General features: G+C 50.6%; 13 protein-coding genes. 7 read left to right on the top strand and 6 right to left on the bottom strand.

Translation table 11 applies throughout. The annotated features are described in order from the left end of the window. The first annotated feature begins 245 nt into the window (after nt 1–245). The 3 genes from HU175_RS09845 (at nt 246) to HU175_RS09835 (ending at nt 3,601) form a co-directional block, all read left to right on the top strand. The gene (locus tag HU175_RS09845) at nt 246–1,286 is read left to right on the top strand and encodes a fasciclin domain-containing protein (RefSeq protein WP_176566430.1); all 1,041 of its coding nucleotides are present in this window, start codon (nt 246–248) and stop codon (nt 1,284–1,286) included. Nucleotides 1,287–1,523: 237 nt separating this feature from the next. After that, on the top strand, nt 1,524–2,561 hold the full coding sequence (locus tag HU175_RS24665; protein ID WP_218037020.1) for an HNH endonuclease: 1,038 nt from the start codon (nt 1,524–1,526) through the stop codon (nt 2,559–2,561). A gap of 17 nt (nt 2,562–2,578) precedes the next feature. Continuing rightward, the gene (locus HU175_RS09835) at nt 2,579–3,601 is read left to right on the top strand and encodes an endonuclease/exonuclease/phosphatase family protein (protein WP_176566429.1); all 1,023 of its coding nucleotides are present in this window, start codon (nt 2,579–2,581) and stop codon (nt 3,599–3,601) included. A 1-nt stretch (nt 3,602) separates the two neighbouring features. Here HU175_RS09835 and HU175_RS09830 read toward each other — a convergent pair whose 3' ends face one another. After that, the gene (locus HU175_RS09830) at nt 3,603–4,073 is read right to left on the bottom strand and encodes an Lrp/AsnC family transcriptional regulator (RefSeq protein WP_176566428.1); all 471 of its coding nucleotides are present in this window, start codon (nt 4,071–4,073) and stop codon (nt 3,603–3,605) included. 171 nt (nt 4,074–4,244) lie between these two features. On the opposite strand from HU175_RS09830, the gene ald reads away from it, so the two are divergent. Beyond that, complete coding sequence (gene ald, locus HU175_RS09825; RefSeq protein WP_176566427.1) at nt 4,245–5,375, top strand: alanine dehydrogenase; 1,131 nt, start codon at nt 4,245–4,247, stop codon at nt 5,373–5,375. 68 nt (nt 5,376–5,443) lie between these two features. On the opposite strand, the gene HU175_RS09820 is transcribed toward ald, so the two are convergent. From HU175_RS09820 to HU175_RS09800, 5 genes are all read right to left on the bottom strand, one after another. Next, the gene (locus HU175_RS09820; RefSeq protein ID WP_176566426.1) at nt 5,444–5,734 is read right to left on the bottom strand and encodes a hypothetical protein; all 291 of its coding nucleotides are present in this window, start codon (nt 5,732–5,734) and stop codon (nt 5,444–5,446) included. Between the two features lie 76 nt (nt 5,735–5,810). Beyond that, nucleotides 5,811–6,608, bottom strand: coding sequence for a DUF3298 and DUF4163 domain-containing protein (locus HU175_RS09815; protein WP_176566425.1), 798 nt, complete (start codon nt 6,606–6,608; stop codon nt 5,811–5,813). A 90-nt stretch (nt 6,609–6,698) separates the two neighbouring features. Continuing rightward, complete coding sequence (locus tag HU175_RS09810) at nt 6,699–7,433, bottom strand: LytR/AlgR family response regulator transcription factor (protein WP_176566424.1); 735 nt, start codon at nt 7,431–7,433, stop codon at nt 6,699–6,701. Nucleotides 7,434–7,475: 42 nt separating this feature from the next. Then, nucleotides 7,476–8,570: a sensor histidine kinase gene (locus tag HU175_RS09805; RefSeq protein ID WP_176569177.1), complete on the bottom strand. Its 1,095-nt coding sequence runs from the start codon at nt 8,568–8,570 to the stop codon at nt 7,476–7,478. Between the two features lie 231 nt (nt 8,571–8,801). Beyond that, nucleotides 8,802–9,437 (bottom strand): histidine phosphatase family protein, encoded by a 636-nt coding sequence (locus HU175_RS09800; RefSeq protein ID WP_176566423.1) that lies wholly within the window; start codon nt 9,435–9,437, stop codon nt 8,802–8,804. A 70-nt stretch (nt 9,438–9,507) separates the two neighbouring features. Between HU175_RS09800 and HU175_RS09795 the strand changes: the two genes are divergently transcribed. From HU175_RS09795 to trpS, 3 genes are all read left to right on the top strand, one after another. Continuing rightward, the gene (locus HU175_RS09795; RefSeq protein WP_176566422.1) at nt 9,508–9,927 is read left to right on the top strand and encodes a hotdog fold thioesterase; all 420 of its coding nucleotides are present in this window, start codon (nt 9,508–9,510) and stop codon (nt 9,925–9,927) included. 132 nt (nt 9,928–10,059) lie between these two features. Next, on the top strand, nt 10,060–12,327 hold the full coding sequence (locus HU175_RS09790; RefSeq protein ID WP_176566421.1) for an NADP-dependent malic enzyme: 2,268 nt from the start codon (nt 10,060–10,062) through the stop codon (nt 12,325–12,327). Between the two features lie 144 nt (nt 12,328–12,471). After that, nucleotides 12,472–13,449 (top strand): tryptophan--tRNA ligase, encoded by a 978-nt coding sequence (gene trpS, locus HU175_RS09785; protein ID WP_176566420.1) that lies wholly within the window; start codon nt 12,472–12,474, stop codon nt 13,447–13,449. The last annotated feature ends 82 nt before the right edge of the window (nt 13,450–13,531 follow it).

Here is a 13,531-nt window from a genome sequence, read left to right as displayed (position 1 = left end):
AAAAGCGGAGAGCTAGCCTTTGGAAACAGGGTTATCTCTCCGCTTTTTTAGTTGTGCATCTACCGCTTAATCAACATATCTCAGCTAATTCTATTATATGGCTAACTGTCATATAATCAGTTACTAACAAAATAGTCATTGCTCATTTGCAACGTTTCGTATCGCTATTGCGTAAACAACTCGCCTAAAGCCTATGTTCTGTACAAAAGTTTTTGTTTTCTGTTCACTTTAACGCTACTCGACGTATGTTTAGATCAATCTGTTCCGGTATTTACAGAACCACCGCAGTTCTGTTTATTGCAACGGCTCCGTTCCTAGCCAGCTGTGATAAAAATGGTACGACCGATCCTACCCCAGTAACTCCACCGACTTCGGGTACTACAACGACACCAGGTACCAGTACAACGGCTACACCAGGCTCAAACACGACTACTGTTGTAGCTTCAGTTTCGTTCATTGCGCAGAACACCAGCCTGAGTCTGCTGAATGCAGCCGTTCTTCGGGCTGGCCTGACGGATGAGATCAATAAGGCGAATATTACAATTTTTGCTCCTACGAACGAGGCTTTTGCAGCCGGTGGCTTCGCCGATGCGGCAGCCATTAACGCGGCCCCAGTTGCTGACCTGCAACGACTCCTGCGCAATCATATCGTAAACTCCCGCATCGACCGAAGTGCTATACCAACAGGCGTTAATACTACGTATCAGACAACCCTGGCAAACAGCACAATCTCGGTATACAAAGCCAGCATCAGCGACATCAGTGTTAACAACGGTAAGATAACACAGGGGGATAACCCGACTACAGGTAGCGTAGTCCATCTTGTCAGCCGGTTATTGACCCCTGCTACGGTGAACCTGACCGATCTGGTTAAATCGAACGCGAACCTTTCGTTCCTGGCGGCAGCCATTGCCCGGGCAGATGCGGCTACTCAGGCGGCTATCAACGCAACTTCTTCGACGGGCATGACGCTGTTCGCGCCAACAAACGATGCTTTCAAAGCAGCTGGCTATGCTGATGTAGCCGCTATTCAGGCAGCCAGTCAGTCCACGATTTCGAATCTCCTGCTTTATCATGTTCTGAAGTTCAGCGCTTTCTCGCAGACCTTCCAGAATGGGGCCGATGTCGCTACGGCGCAGGGCACGACTGTCCGGACAAACGTAGCGAATGGTAAGGTTACGATCCTGGGTAAAGGCAATGGCACCTCAGTAGCCAACGTCACCACTGCCGACCAGGTAGCCTCGAACGGGGTTGTCCACATCATCGACCGCGTGTTGATGCCATAAACAGAGCTTAATTGACCACATAAAAAACGCCGGGCAGGACTGTCCGGCGTTTTTTGTATGTTTGAGAAGAAGCAACAGGGTGAATTACGGAATCGACAAATACGCTCCTCGCCGACCGCTATTGTCTCCCTTGGTACTCTGGTCAGCGAATAGAATTAGTGTTACCACATTTTTACCTAATTTTAGGTTAGCCATCGGCTAATTATTCGGCAAATAGAACGTAAATATTCATTACTTGTGGAAGAAATAATTTTTGAATCAATTGATACTGAAATATTTAATATTCCCGACACAAAAACAAAACTAAATACATTACAGAACTATTTCTTTCCTAGACTTAAGCATTTAGTTGACTCCGCTTTGTTTTTAGCTAGGGAAGTTTATAAAGTGGACCCATTCGAAAAATACTCTTTTGTTTACCGGCCATCCCACCGGAAAGACGCCAAAAATAACGCAGATTTTAATGAAGTCTATATAGGTATTTCAGGGAGAAGAGATCGTCAAAAACAATTAAATTTAAAAAGATCCGACGGAAAAAACTATGTATTTCATCCTTCGTATTTATATTTTAAAGTCTTGCCGATTGGCGTCATTTTCGTAGAATTGTGGCCTTTTAGTCACTATGATGAAGCTTATATCACCAGTGTTAAAAAATTTTTATCCAAGCATTACGATATCTTTTCCACTCTACTAAACGCGGGGAAAATTTCTTTTGGAGATGGCAATGATTTAATTACAGTGCTTGATCGTCTTATTCCAAAAAGACATTTCTGGCTAATAAAAGATGATAGTGATACTAAAAATCCTTTCTGGCTTACATCTTCTGAACATTATTTTCCAGTAACGAACCAACGAGTCATCGATAATCTGGTCCAGTCCTTTCTTTTTTTATTTCCAATACTAGATGCTTGCTATGATTTAGCCGAAGGAGCCATTCCTATCTTACCAACGCACTTTAAAAACCTAAAAATTTGGCTTAACGAGGAGTCAACGAAAGAAGTTGAGAATATAGCAGCAGAAGTGTCAACACTACAACTTCCGGATCTCGATAGCTACAAATTTATACGAGCTGGCCTTTGGTATCAGGTATTAGCAAGAGACAATTGGACTTGCTGTAGTTGTAGACGTAGCGCTAAAGAACATGGTATTGTTTTGCATGTTGACCACATCATTCCTCGATCCAAAGGAGGAAAGGATGAATTCAATAATTTACAGACGTTGTGTCTAAAATGTAACATTGGAAAAAGTAATAAGGATATTACTGATTTAAGATAATAATCTATTCACGCAAAATGAACTCGACCGTTCCGCCCCCTCGCAAACGAACATTCTGGCTAGTCCCCGAACGGGTCAACCGCTGGTTGAACTGGCTGATCGTTGGATTGCTGGTATGTTTGTCGATCGGCTCTTTATTGGGACATCTCTACTTCTTCGAGTTGTTCAGCCACTTTTATATGCAATACAAGTGGCTGGCAATAGGGCTTGTTCTTCTAAGCGCTGTATTCAGGCTTTTCGGTGGTGAACCTTATGCACCTTCCTCAGTCCAGATAGCCGCGTTAATGGGTATTTACCTTCTTCCTATTAATGGTTTCTGGTCAGTAGGCGATTTATCAACCCCACCGCACGCACCGCTGGGCGACGCCCGAATAGTTCACGCTAATGTGCTATTCACCCGCGACGAGTACAAGACAACCGTTGATTTGATCCATAACCAGCGAGCTGATCTGTACGTACTCCAGGAAATGCAGCTGCATACCATTCGACTTGTTACGACAAAGCTACGGCGGGAGTTTCCTCACTGGTTTGCCTGCTGGTCGAAAGGTCCCTGCTGGACGCTGGTGGGCAGCAGGACACCAATTCGTGTCGACCGGAAGCTGGCAAAATCGATGCGTATCATCAACCTGACGACCGAAATACGTGGCAAAACACTATCGCTGGTGACGGTTCATCCGCGTACGCCGGTGCTACCGTCTTGGTTCAGCGAGCGAAATGAGCAGCTCACCGAAGCCGCCCGGATTACCCGGCATAACGCGCTACCAACCGTACTCATTGGCGACTTCAACATCACCATGTTTTCGCCAATCTACAAGGATATTTTTCTGGATTCGCCCGCCGACATACGTAACAAGCAACTCCTACACGCCGGCCGCCGGACAATGACTCAGCCGACCTGGCCCAGTTTTCTGCCATTTCCACTCCTGCCGCTCGATCACGTATTTGGTAACACGCTATGCATACCCATGTTTATGTGGACACTCGATCAGCCGGGCTCCGACCATCGGGCCATTGTTTCGGATCTGCGCATTCGAGGGTGAATTATCGCCCCTCCAGCGGCAGAATGGTTGTGTTTTTGATCTCCGACATCACAAAAAAACTGTTGATCTGAAGCGCTCCCGGTATGACGGATAAATGTTCCTGATAGAATCGGTTGTAGCTTTCCATGTCGCGGCTGACGATCTTTATCAGGTAATCGAACATGCCCGATACGCGATTACACTCCAGCACCTCGGGAAGCTGACTGATTACCGCATCAAAATCCGTGAAGGCATCGCGGGTTTGCCGATCGAGCGTTACCTGGCAGAAAGCCGTTAACTGATTCCCTGTCTTTTTTTTGTCGAGAAGCGTTACGTACCGATCAATTACACCCAGTCGCTCCAGCCGCTTAATTCGTTCGTGAACGGGTGTTTTAGAAAGATTGATCCGCTGCCCGATTTCCTGAATGGTCAGGTGTGCATCGGTCTGCAGAAGCTCCAGAATAGCGAGGTCAGTTTTATCAAGATTTTCCATAGCGGAATTTGTTCGGCATTTCGGTAGCTGGGCTAGTCTACTTAGACTAAAATTCTACCAATACATCAATTTTAGTCTTTTTTCCTGAATAGATAGCGTATGCTAGAAAATAAGTAGGCACCTAGTACCTTTACATCATCAAATCAGAGACTTTTCCAACGCCGAGTAGTTATGGTTATTGGTGTTCCCAAGGAGATAAAAAACAACGAGAACCGCGTCGCCTTAACGCCGGCCGGTGTTACAGAACTGCGTAAAGCCGGACATACTGTCTACGTACAGGTAAACGCAGGTGAAGGCAGCGGTTTTCAGGATGAAGAATACATTGAGGCCGGTGCCATCATGCTTCCAACCATTGAGGAAGTGTACGGCATTGCTGAAATGATCATGAAAGTAAAAGAGCCTATCGCGGCTGAATACGATCTGATCAAAGAAGACCAGCTTCTGTTCACGTATTTCCACTTTGCTTCTTCCGAAGAGCTGACCAATGCTATGCTGGCAAAAGGTGCTGTTTGTCTGGCTTACGAAACCGTAGAACGGCCGGATCGCAGCCTGCCGTTGCTGGTTCCGATGTCGGAAGTAGCGGGCCGGATGGCAATTCAGGAAGGCGCTAAATACCTGGAGAAACCCCTGAAAGGACGTGGTATTCTACTGGGCGGTGTACCGGGTGTTAAACCAGCCAATGTACTTGTCCTGGGTGGCGGTATTGTTGGAACGCAGGCCGCTAAAATGGCCGCCGGTCTGGGCGCACACGTAACAATCATGGACGTTAGCCTGCCCCGGCTACGTTACCTGTCGGATATCATGCCGCCAAACGTACAGACGATGATGTCGAACGAATACAACATTCGGGAGATGATTAAAGTCTGTGATCTGATTGTCGGTGCCGTCCTGATTCCAGGCGCGAAAGCTCCCCACCTGATTACCCGTGAGATGCTGAAACTGATGCGTCCGGGTACGGTACTGGTTGACGTAGCTGTCGATCAGGGTGGTTGCATCGAAACATGCAGCCCTACCACGCACGAAAACCCAACGTTCATCATTGACGAAGTCGTGCACTACTGCGTAGCCAACATGCCGGGTGCGGTACCTTATACCAGCACCGTAGCCCTGACGAACGCCACTCTGCCCTACGCCCTGCAATTGGCGAACAAAGGCTGGCAGCAGGCATGTCGCGATAACATGGACCTGCAACTTGGTCTGAACGTGGTCGACGGGAAAGTAGTATATAAAGGTGTTGCCGACGCCTTTGGCCTGCCGCTGACAAACGTTAGCGACGTATTGAACGAAGAACTAGTCGCGTAAGCGAAACGATATTACACTCAGCTTCATCAGCAACAGGAAGGCCGCATCCGCAAGGGTGCGGCTATTTTTTAGTTCAGATACGTCCTGACCAGCTCAGCCCACTCGGCATCCAGGCTCCCGCTAAAAACTGGCACCCCAGCCCGGCGATACCAGTACCCCGCGTTGAAGCGATCACCTTCTTTCCGGTGCAGGTAGGCGTGTAGATGATCATAGGCCTGGGTGCCCTCACGACTCTGCGCTACTTCGTGTGCCTGCTCCCAGTCGCCTTTCGCATCGTACCAAAGCGCCTGCGCAATCGGATGAATAGTTACTGGCGGCTCCGACTGCCCCAGCGATTGAGAAAACTCCTCGAACGTCATAAGCTAACTATTAACCATTCCTTATTCAGTAGACCGATTCTCGCTGCTCTTTACCCTAAACCCTTCGCCCCACGCCCTAAAACCACTCCTTATTCAAAATGCCGTTAAGCTGCTCATAAGGCACAACCACCTCGATAGGACCCACGGCATAAGCGGCAATTTCGTACGGATTATAGTAGACAGACAAACCCTGGCGCGTCAGGCCGACGCTGGTTGGCAGAAAAAACTTGCCGTCTCGCAGGAAATATCCCTCCTCTTCCAGGTTGGTCTGGGCCGAAAGCTTCTGCTGCTTTCGAAACTCCTTCTCGACAACGCCCAGCAACGCCGTCGTGTCGGTCACGAGTTCGCTCAGGTTCAGCAGGCGTCCGGAGTCACGGTCGAAGTTGTAGAAGAATAGATTTGAGTTCGGATGCGCCCCACCCGTATAGGCATAGGTCTCGAAGCGGGCCGTCAGCGTTTTCGGCGAGCTGTATACCGTATCGGACTTGGTTTCCAGCTCCCAGCAACCGCTCAGCCGACGCATTTCCTGCATCACCGCCCGGTAGTCGGCTGCAAATAGATCAGCTGCCTGTTTCAGATCGGTACGCACACCAGGGTTGTTGGCAATGGTTGTACTGTCCAGCCAGTCGACCACTGTGCTGGTAGCCAGCCGCTGCAGACTGTCGTTGATTCGCTGCGCCCCGGCATCGGTATCACTTAGCAGAAAATAAGAGACTGACACCCCTACCCCTTCATTGGTTGCGGTATCGCAATGGGCTTCGCCGGTAAACGTATATTCCTGGCGGTTCAGCACTGGCGCTTTGTCATGCTCCTGCCGACAGGCTGCCAATAAGCATAGTGAACCTATAAATAAAGTCGAGAAAACTGATTTCATGCACACCGGCAATCAACAAAGCTGATTACCAAAAAGAAAGTTAGTTGGCAACAGTGGTGGGCAGGCCAGACGACCTGCCCAAACCGTCTATTACAAACTTAACAAATCTTTAAAGCGAATGGCTTGCCGACGACTTATTTCGATTTTATCGCCCCCGCGCAACGTAACGAGTAAACCACCACTAAACCAGGGTTCTATTTTTTCAATCCACTGCAGGTTGATAATATGTTTACGATTCGCCCGAAAGAACGTAGCCGGGTCGAGCCGGTCTTCGAGCGCGTTCAGCGATTTCAGCACGAGTGGCTTCTGATCATCGAAATACAGCCGGACGTAGTTGCCCATCGACTCGAACAGGCGAACTTTTCCCAGTTTGACAAACCAGCATTTTTCGCCGTCTTTCACGAACACCTGGTCGTTTTCACCCAGTACTTTCGCCGTTCCTCCCGTCGACGGGCCGGCTGTTTCCGGAGCAGCATGTTCTTCTTCAACCCGGTGAATGGCCTCCGACAAACGGGCCAGTTCAACGGGTTTCAGCAGGTAATCCAGCGCGTTGAACTCAAAGGCTTTGATAGCATACTCATCGTAAGCCGTGGTAAAAATGACCTCGGGTGCCTTTCCTTCAATCGACTGCAACAGTTCGAACCCATTTTTACCCGGCATCTGAATATCCAGAAACAATAGATCAGGATCCAGGTCTTCGATCATGGGCAGGGCTTCGTCGGCGTTGGCAGCTTCGCCGATGATCTGAATTTTAGGGAAGTTTTCGAGCAACCGGCGCAGCTCGTTCCGCGCCAGCCGTTCGTCGTCAATGATGAGGGTTTTCATATAGGAATAATTACTGGAAAGCTAAAGTTAATCAGCCAGCGCTTAGTGCTGATCGGTCAGCAGGTCGGCGCTGGAACGACGCCGGAACAGGCTCTCGGACTGTGCTGGAATAATAATTTCCGCACAGACCACAGGTTCACCGTTCTCGCCTTCGTCTTCCTGCTCAATAGTAAACCGAGCTTCGGGTCCGTAAAGCAGTTCGAGCCGCTGGGCTGTATTCGCCAGACCAAACCCACCCGACGCCCCTTTGTCACCCAGCGTACCGGTATTCCGGATCACGATGCGTAGCTTGTCGGCATCGATGGATGACTGCACGGCTACAAAGCCCCCACCCACGGCTTTCGATACGCCATGTTTGATCGCATTTTCGACCAGTGTTTGTAACATCATGGGGGGTACCTGCCAGTACAGCGTCCGGCCATCCAGGTCTATCTCAGATCGTAGTCGGTCTTCGTACCGTACTTTCTCCAGTGCGAGGTAATCCTCAACGGTTTTTACTTCTTCACGTAGTTCAACGGTTTTCCGGCGATCGGCCAGCAGCGAATTACGTAACAGATTAGATAATTGTGTAATGCCCTGCTGGGCTTTGGTTGGGTTTTCGTAGACCAGTGCCCGAATGCTGTTGAGGGCGTTAAAAACGAAGTGGGGATTCAGCTGAGAACGTAGCACTTTGGCTTCCGTTTCGCGGATACTGGTCTTGAGCAGGATTTTCTCAATTTCGGCGTTCCGGTTTTGTTCCAGGTAGTTATACACCGTATAGCTCAATACCCAGGCCAGCATGGTCTTACCCCAGCTCAGGATGTAGCCAATCACCGGCCAGGGCTCCTCCACAAACTTGTCGGGCACAATCCGCCAGTCGACCGGCATGTTGATCATCGTCATGATGATCGCCAGCACAAAGACCGAAAACAGCACCCGCGGGGCCAGCTGCACAAACGGAAGCTGCACCCAGCGCCACCGCTTGATCATCAGCCGGTAGAGGTGCGTTAATGTAATTCCCAGGAAGATATTGGCCAGCGCGAGATAGAACGTGTCTGCATCAAAGCCATACTCCAGCAGGTAAGCCAGATACTCCACCAGGATGAGAAGCGTCCAGCCAAACAGCTGACAAAACCAATATATTTTCTGTTTGGCAATACCCATTTTCTAAGCGCACTTTTTCGTACGATTAGCGAATATACATCATTCCCCGGCAAACGGATGGGATACTACATTAAAGGGGATTACTAAGTAGGAAAGGAAATTTTAAGGAGGAAGGGGAGAAGAGGAAGGAAGGAGGAAAGGAACAGTCCGGCGCAGCATGAAAAAGTTTGCTGAGAATCTTTTTCCTTTCCTCCTTCCCCCCTCTCCTCCCCTTCCTCCTTTTTTTCAAGCCATCGCCAATGACAGCAGATGCGACGTATCGTTGGCGAGTTCGATGGTAAACTCCTGAGTGTCGTAATCGTAGCGGAGTTTGTAGAGGCAGACGTTGCTGTGTTCAAACTCATCCATCGCCGACAACGAACGCTTCACCATCCAGGAAAGCAGGATTCGGATCGCGCGGCCGTGCATGGCAATCAGGATTGGCTCCTCGTCGGTATGCGACAGAATGTGTTCGATGGCGGGTTTCTGACGGGCCATCACCTGGTCGGGGCTTTCGCCATTGTCGGTGGGCAGGGCGGTGTTTCCCGACGACCAGGCTTCCATGAGCGCCTGGTAATAGGCGTTGTCCATGTTGCCCGGCACCTTGCCTTCCATAACCCCCCAGCTGATTTCATTCAGCCCCGGCAACTGCTCGTACGGAATCCCCAACTCGATAAACGGCTCGACGGTCTGAACGGTACGTTTCAGTGCCGACGTGTATATTTTCTGGAACGGAACGTGCTGATAGGCCTGAAAAAAGGCCATAGCCTGCGCCCGCCCCATATCATTCAGATCAGCGTCAACCCCACTCCCCTGCACGATACCCCGCCGATTATAGTCGGTTTCGCCGTGGCGAATCAAGTAAATTGTTTTTTGCATCAACCGTAGTATGTTGCCGATTGGCAAATTTTCTCAAAATTTAAGCCGCAAAATTACGCAAAACCTGCTCATAATGAAAGCCGATTTTGATCTGACCAACCTTGCCTTCACGCATGTCGACTCGCTCGTGAAACACTTAGGTATCGAATTTACCGAAGCGGGTGAAGGCTATCTGACTGCCCGTATGCCCGTCGACGGCCGAACTCACCAACCCTTTGGTATTCTTCACGGTGGGGCCTCGGTCGTGCTGGCTGAATCGCTGGGGAGCGTGGCTTCCTGGATGCTGCTCGATGATCCGAAAACGCAGCAGGCCGTTGGCCTGGAAATCAACGCCAACCACATTCGCCCGGTACGTAGCGGCTGGGTGTATGGCCGCTGTACGCCCATTCATACGGGCCGGACTACCCACATCTGGGACGTGCGGATTACCGACGAAGCCGACAAACTCGTCTGCATCAGCCGACTGACGGTTGCTATCGTTAGTCGCCAGTAAACCAATTTTGTTTACCTTACCCGCATCATCAAACTGAGTTGTGTTGGCCGGAGTCTTTGACTTTTCCTTACCTTCGCACTCTTAACCAAGCGATTGCACGACTGCGCACGCAGTGAATCAGACAAACCGTTTATGCAACAGAAAATCCGGCGCGAAGATGCTCTTGACTACCACGCCAAGGGACGTCCGGGGAAGCTTGAAGTAGTTCCCACGAAAGAATATAGTACACAGCGCGACCTTTCCCTGGCTTATTCACCGGGCGTAGCGGAGCCCTGTCTGGCCATCGAAGCCAATCCCGACGATGCGTTTAAGTACACCGCCAAAGGCAACCTGGTCGCCGTAATCAGCAACGGTACCGCCGTGCTGGGTTTGGGTGATATTGGGGCCCAGGCCAGTAAGCCCGTCATGGAAGGAAAAGGCCTGCTTTTCAAAATTTACGCCGACATCGACGTATTTGATATTGAGTTGAGTACCAAAGACGTTGACGAATTCACCCGCACTGTCAAGATTCTGGAACCCACCTTCGGCGGAGTTAACCTGGAAGACATCAAAGCGCCCGAGTGCTTCGCCATCGAGGAGAAGCTGAAGAAAGAGCTGAACATTCCGATCATGCACGACGACCAGCATGGCACGGCTATCGTGAGTGGAGCCGCCCTGCTGAACGCCCTGGAGATCGTCGACAAAAAGATCGAAGAAACAAAGATTGTCTTCATGGGGGCCGGCGCGGCTGCCATTTCCTGCGCACGCCAGTACGTAGCGTTGGGGGCCAAGCAGGAGAACATCGTGATGTTCGACGTAAACGGACCGTTACGGACGGACCGTACGGACCTCACCGACATTACCCGCCCGTTTGCCACGAGCCGCGACATTCAGTCGATTGCCGACGCGTTTGACGGGGCCGACGTATTCGTGGGTCTGTCGAAAGGCAACATCATCAGCCAGGACCTGATCCGGTCGATGGCGAAGGACGCCATTGTCTTCGCGATGGCAAACCCGAATCCAGAGATCAGCTACGACGATGCAATGGCTGCCCGTCCCGACATCATCATGGCAACGGGTCGCTCAGACTATCCGAACCAGGTGAACAACGTACTCGGTTTCCCCTACATTTTCCGGGGCGCACTGGACGTTCGGGCCACGGAGATCAACGAGGAAATGAAGCTGGCCGCTACGTATGCGCTGGCCGAACTGGCTAAGAAATCCGTTCCGGATATTGTAAACCGGGCCTACGGCGATGCCAATCTGATGTTTGGTCGTACATACATTCTGCCCAAACCCGTCGATCCACGCCTGCTGACGAGCGTAGCACCAGCCGTGGCCAGAGCTGCTATGGAATCGGGGGTAGCCCGGCAGCCCATTGCAGACTGGGACGCCTACGAGCAGCAGCTCGCCCGGCGCATTGGTCAGGACAATCAGATTTCGCGCGGTATCCTGAACCTGGCAAAAGCGAACCCCAAACGGGTTGTTTTTGCGGATGCCGAAAACATCAAAGTACTGAAGGCAGCGCAGCAGGTCCGCGACGAAGGGATTGCCACCCCTATCCTGCTGGGTAACGTCGAAACGATTCAGAAGCTGATTCTGGACAACAGTCTCGACCTGGGCAGCATTTCGATTATTGATCCGCGCGCTCCCGAGCAAAGCGAACTCATCAAGCGATTCGGTGATGTGTACTTTGCCAAGCGGCAGCGTAAAGGCGTGAGCGCCATCGAAGCCGAGAAAATGATGTACTATCGCAACTATTTCGGCGCGATGATGGTCGAAACGGGCGAAGCTGATGCACTGATCTCGGGGCTGACCCGTAGCTACCCGGATACGATACGTCCGGCGCTGCAGATCATCGGAAAAGAGCCGGGCGTGAAAAAAGTAGCCGGTATGTATATCCTGCTGACCAAACGTGGTCCGTTGTTCTTCTCCGATACCACCGTTAACTTCAACCCGACGGCGGAAGAGATTGTGGAGATTACCGAAATGACGGCCCGTGCGGTAGAACGCTTCAACATCAAACCCCGCATTGCGCTGGTGACGTATTCCAACTTTGGCAGTGCCAAGGGTGAGGACGCGGAGAAAATGAATAAAGCCGTCGAGATTCTGCAACGGAAACATCCCGATATGATCGTGGATGGTGAAATTCAGGCCCACTTAGCATTTGACCGGGAGTTACTGAAACAGAACCATCCGTTCAGCAAACTAGCCGACGAGGGTGCCAATACGTTAATCTTCCCGAACCTCTCGGCGTCGAACATTGCGTATAACCTCATGTCCGAAACGGCGGGCTTCGATACGATCGGGCCCATTCTGCTCGGTATAAACAAACCTGTGTACGTCCTCCAGCTCGGCTCGTCCGAACGCGAAATTGTCAACATGGTTGCCATCGCCGTCGTGGAAGCGCAGGGGAAATAAAAATAAAAGGAGGAAGGGGAGGAAGGAGGAAAGGGACGAAAGGAAGATTAAGGTTAGTAGTTTGTATTAACAGCACTTTCTTCCATTAATGACAAGCCCCCCTTTCCTCCCTCCTCCCTTTCCTCCCTTCCTCCTTTTTAAATTATGTCACGCATTTTAACTGGTATTCAGAGTAGTGGGCGGCCGCACCTGGGGAATATCCTGGGGGCTATTAAACCAGCGATTGATCTCTCGAAACAACCCGGCAATGAGTCGTTTCTGTTCATTGCCGATCTTCATTCACTAACCACCATCAAAGACGGCGATCAGCGTCGGGAGTTTATCCGCGCCGTAGCCGCCACCTGGCTCGCCTTTGGTCTCGACACCGAAAAGAATACGTTCTGGCGGCAGTCACGCGTAGCGGAGCATACTGAATTGTGCTGGTATCTGAACTGCTTTACGCCGTTTCCGATGCTCAACAACGCGACGTCGTTCAAGGAGAAATCGGATAAGTACAGCGCTGTCAACGCGGGCTTATTTGTCTATCCGGTGTTGCAGGCGGCTGATATTCTGCTGTACGATGCCGAAATCATTCCGGTTGGCAAAGACCAGCGGCAGCACATCGAAATGACCCGCGACATTGCCAGCGCGTTCAATCACCAGTATAACGATGAGGTTTTTGTTCTGCCCGAAGCCCGAATCGACGACCGGCTGATGACCATTCCCGGCATCGACGGCCAGAAGATGAGTAAGTCGTACAATAACTATATCGACCTCTTTCTGCCCGAGAATGAGTTATGGAAGGTGATCAAAAAGATCAAGTCTGACTCCACCCCACTCGAAGAACCTAAAAATCCGGATACCGACATTACGTTCCAGTTGTATTCGTTACTGGCGTCGGATGAGCAGGTGGCCGAGATGCGTCGGTTGTATGAAGGCGGTAACTACGGGTACGGCATGGCTAAAAAAGCCCTTTACGAATTGATTCTTGATCGCTTTGCGACAGAGCGCGAACGATTCAATTATTACATGCACGAAAATCCCGATGCCCTGGAAGCTGAGCTGCAAGCTGGCGAAGAAAAAGCCCGCGCTGTAGCCAAGCAAACCATTCAGCGAGTACGGGAGAAACTAGGGTTTAATTAACCGTTTTCTCACAACTGCATTGACCAGTTGGTTGCTGTTCGTTAACCGACGGCAGTCAGCTGGTCATTATTTTAACTATATA

Origin of the sequence: Spirosoma sp. KUDC1026, assembly GCF_013375035.1 — a bacterium.
Taxonomy (GTDB): domain Bacteria; phylum Bacteroidota; class Bacteroidia; order Cytophagales; family Spirosomataceae; genus Spirosoma.
The sequence above is the reverse complement of the archived record's forward strand: the minus strand, read 5'-3'. Positions and strand labels throughout refer to the sequence as shown.

What these genes read in the sequence shown, in the direction of transcription:
- HU175_RS09845 (WP_176566430.1), top strand. Translation starts at nt 246, where the DNA reads ATGTTTAGATCAATCTGTTCCGGTATTTACAGAACCACCGCAGTTCTG.
- HU175_RS09815 (WP_176566425.1), bottom strand. Translation starts at nt 6,608, where the DNA reads ATGAAATCAGTTTTCTCGACTTTATTTATAGGTTCACTATGCTTATTG.
- HU175_RS09790 (WP_176566421.1), top strand. Translation starts at nt 10,060, where the DNA reads ATGCAACAGAAAATCCGGCGCGAAGATGCTCTTGACTACCACGCCAAG.
- HU175_RS09830 (WP_176566428.1), bottom strand. Translation starts at nt 4,073, where the DNA reads ATGGAAAATCTTGATAAAACTGACCTCGCTATTCTGGAGCTTCTGCAG.
- HU175_RS09810 (WP_176566424.1), bottom strand. Translation starts at nt 7,433, where the DNA reads ATGAAAACCCTCATCATTGACGACGAACGGCTGGCGCGGAACGAGCTG.
- HU175_RS09820 (WP_176566426.1), bottom strand. Translation starts at nt 5,734, where the DNA reads ATGACGTTCGAGGAGTTTTCTCAATCGCTGGGGCAGTCGGAGCCGCCA.
- HU175_RS09795 (WP_176566422.1), top strand. Translation starts at nt 9,508, where the DNA reads ATGAAAGCCGATTTTGATCTGACCAACCTTGCCTTCACGCATGTCGAC.
- ald (WP_176566427.1), top strand. Translation starts at nt 4,245, where the DNA reads ATGGTTATTGGTGTTCCCAAGGAGATAAAAAACAACGAGAACCGCGTC.
- HU175_RS09835 (WP_176566429.1), top strand. Translation starts at nt 2,579, where the DNA reads ATGAACTCGACCGTTCCGCCCCCTCGCAAACGAACATTCTGGCTAGTC.
- trpS (WP_176566420.1), top strand. Translation starts at nt 12,472, where the DNA reads ATGTCACGCATTTTAACTGGTATTCAGAGTAGTGGGCGGCCGCACCTG.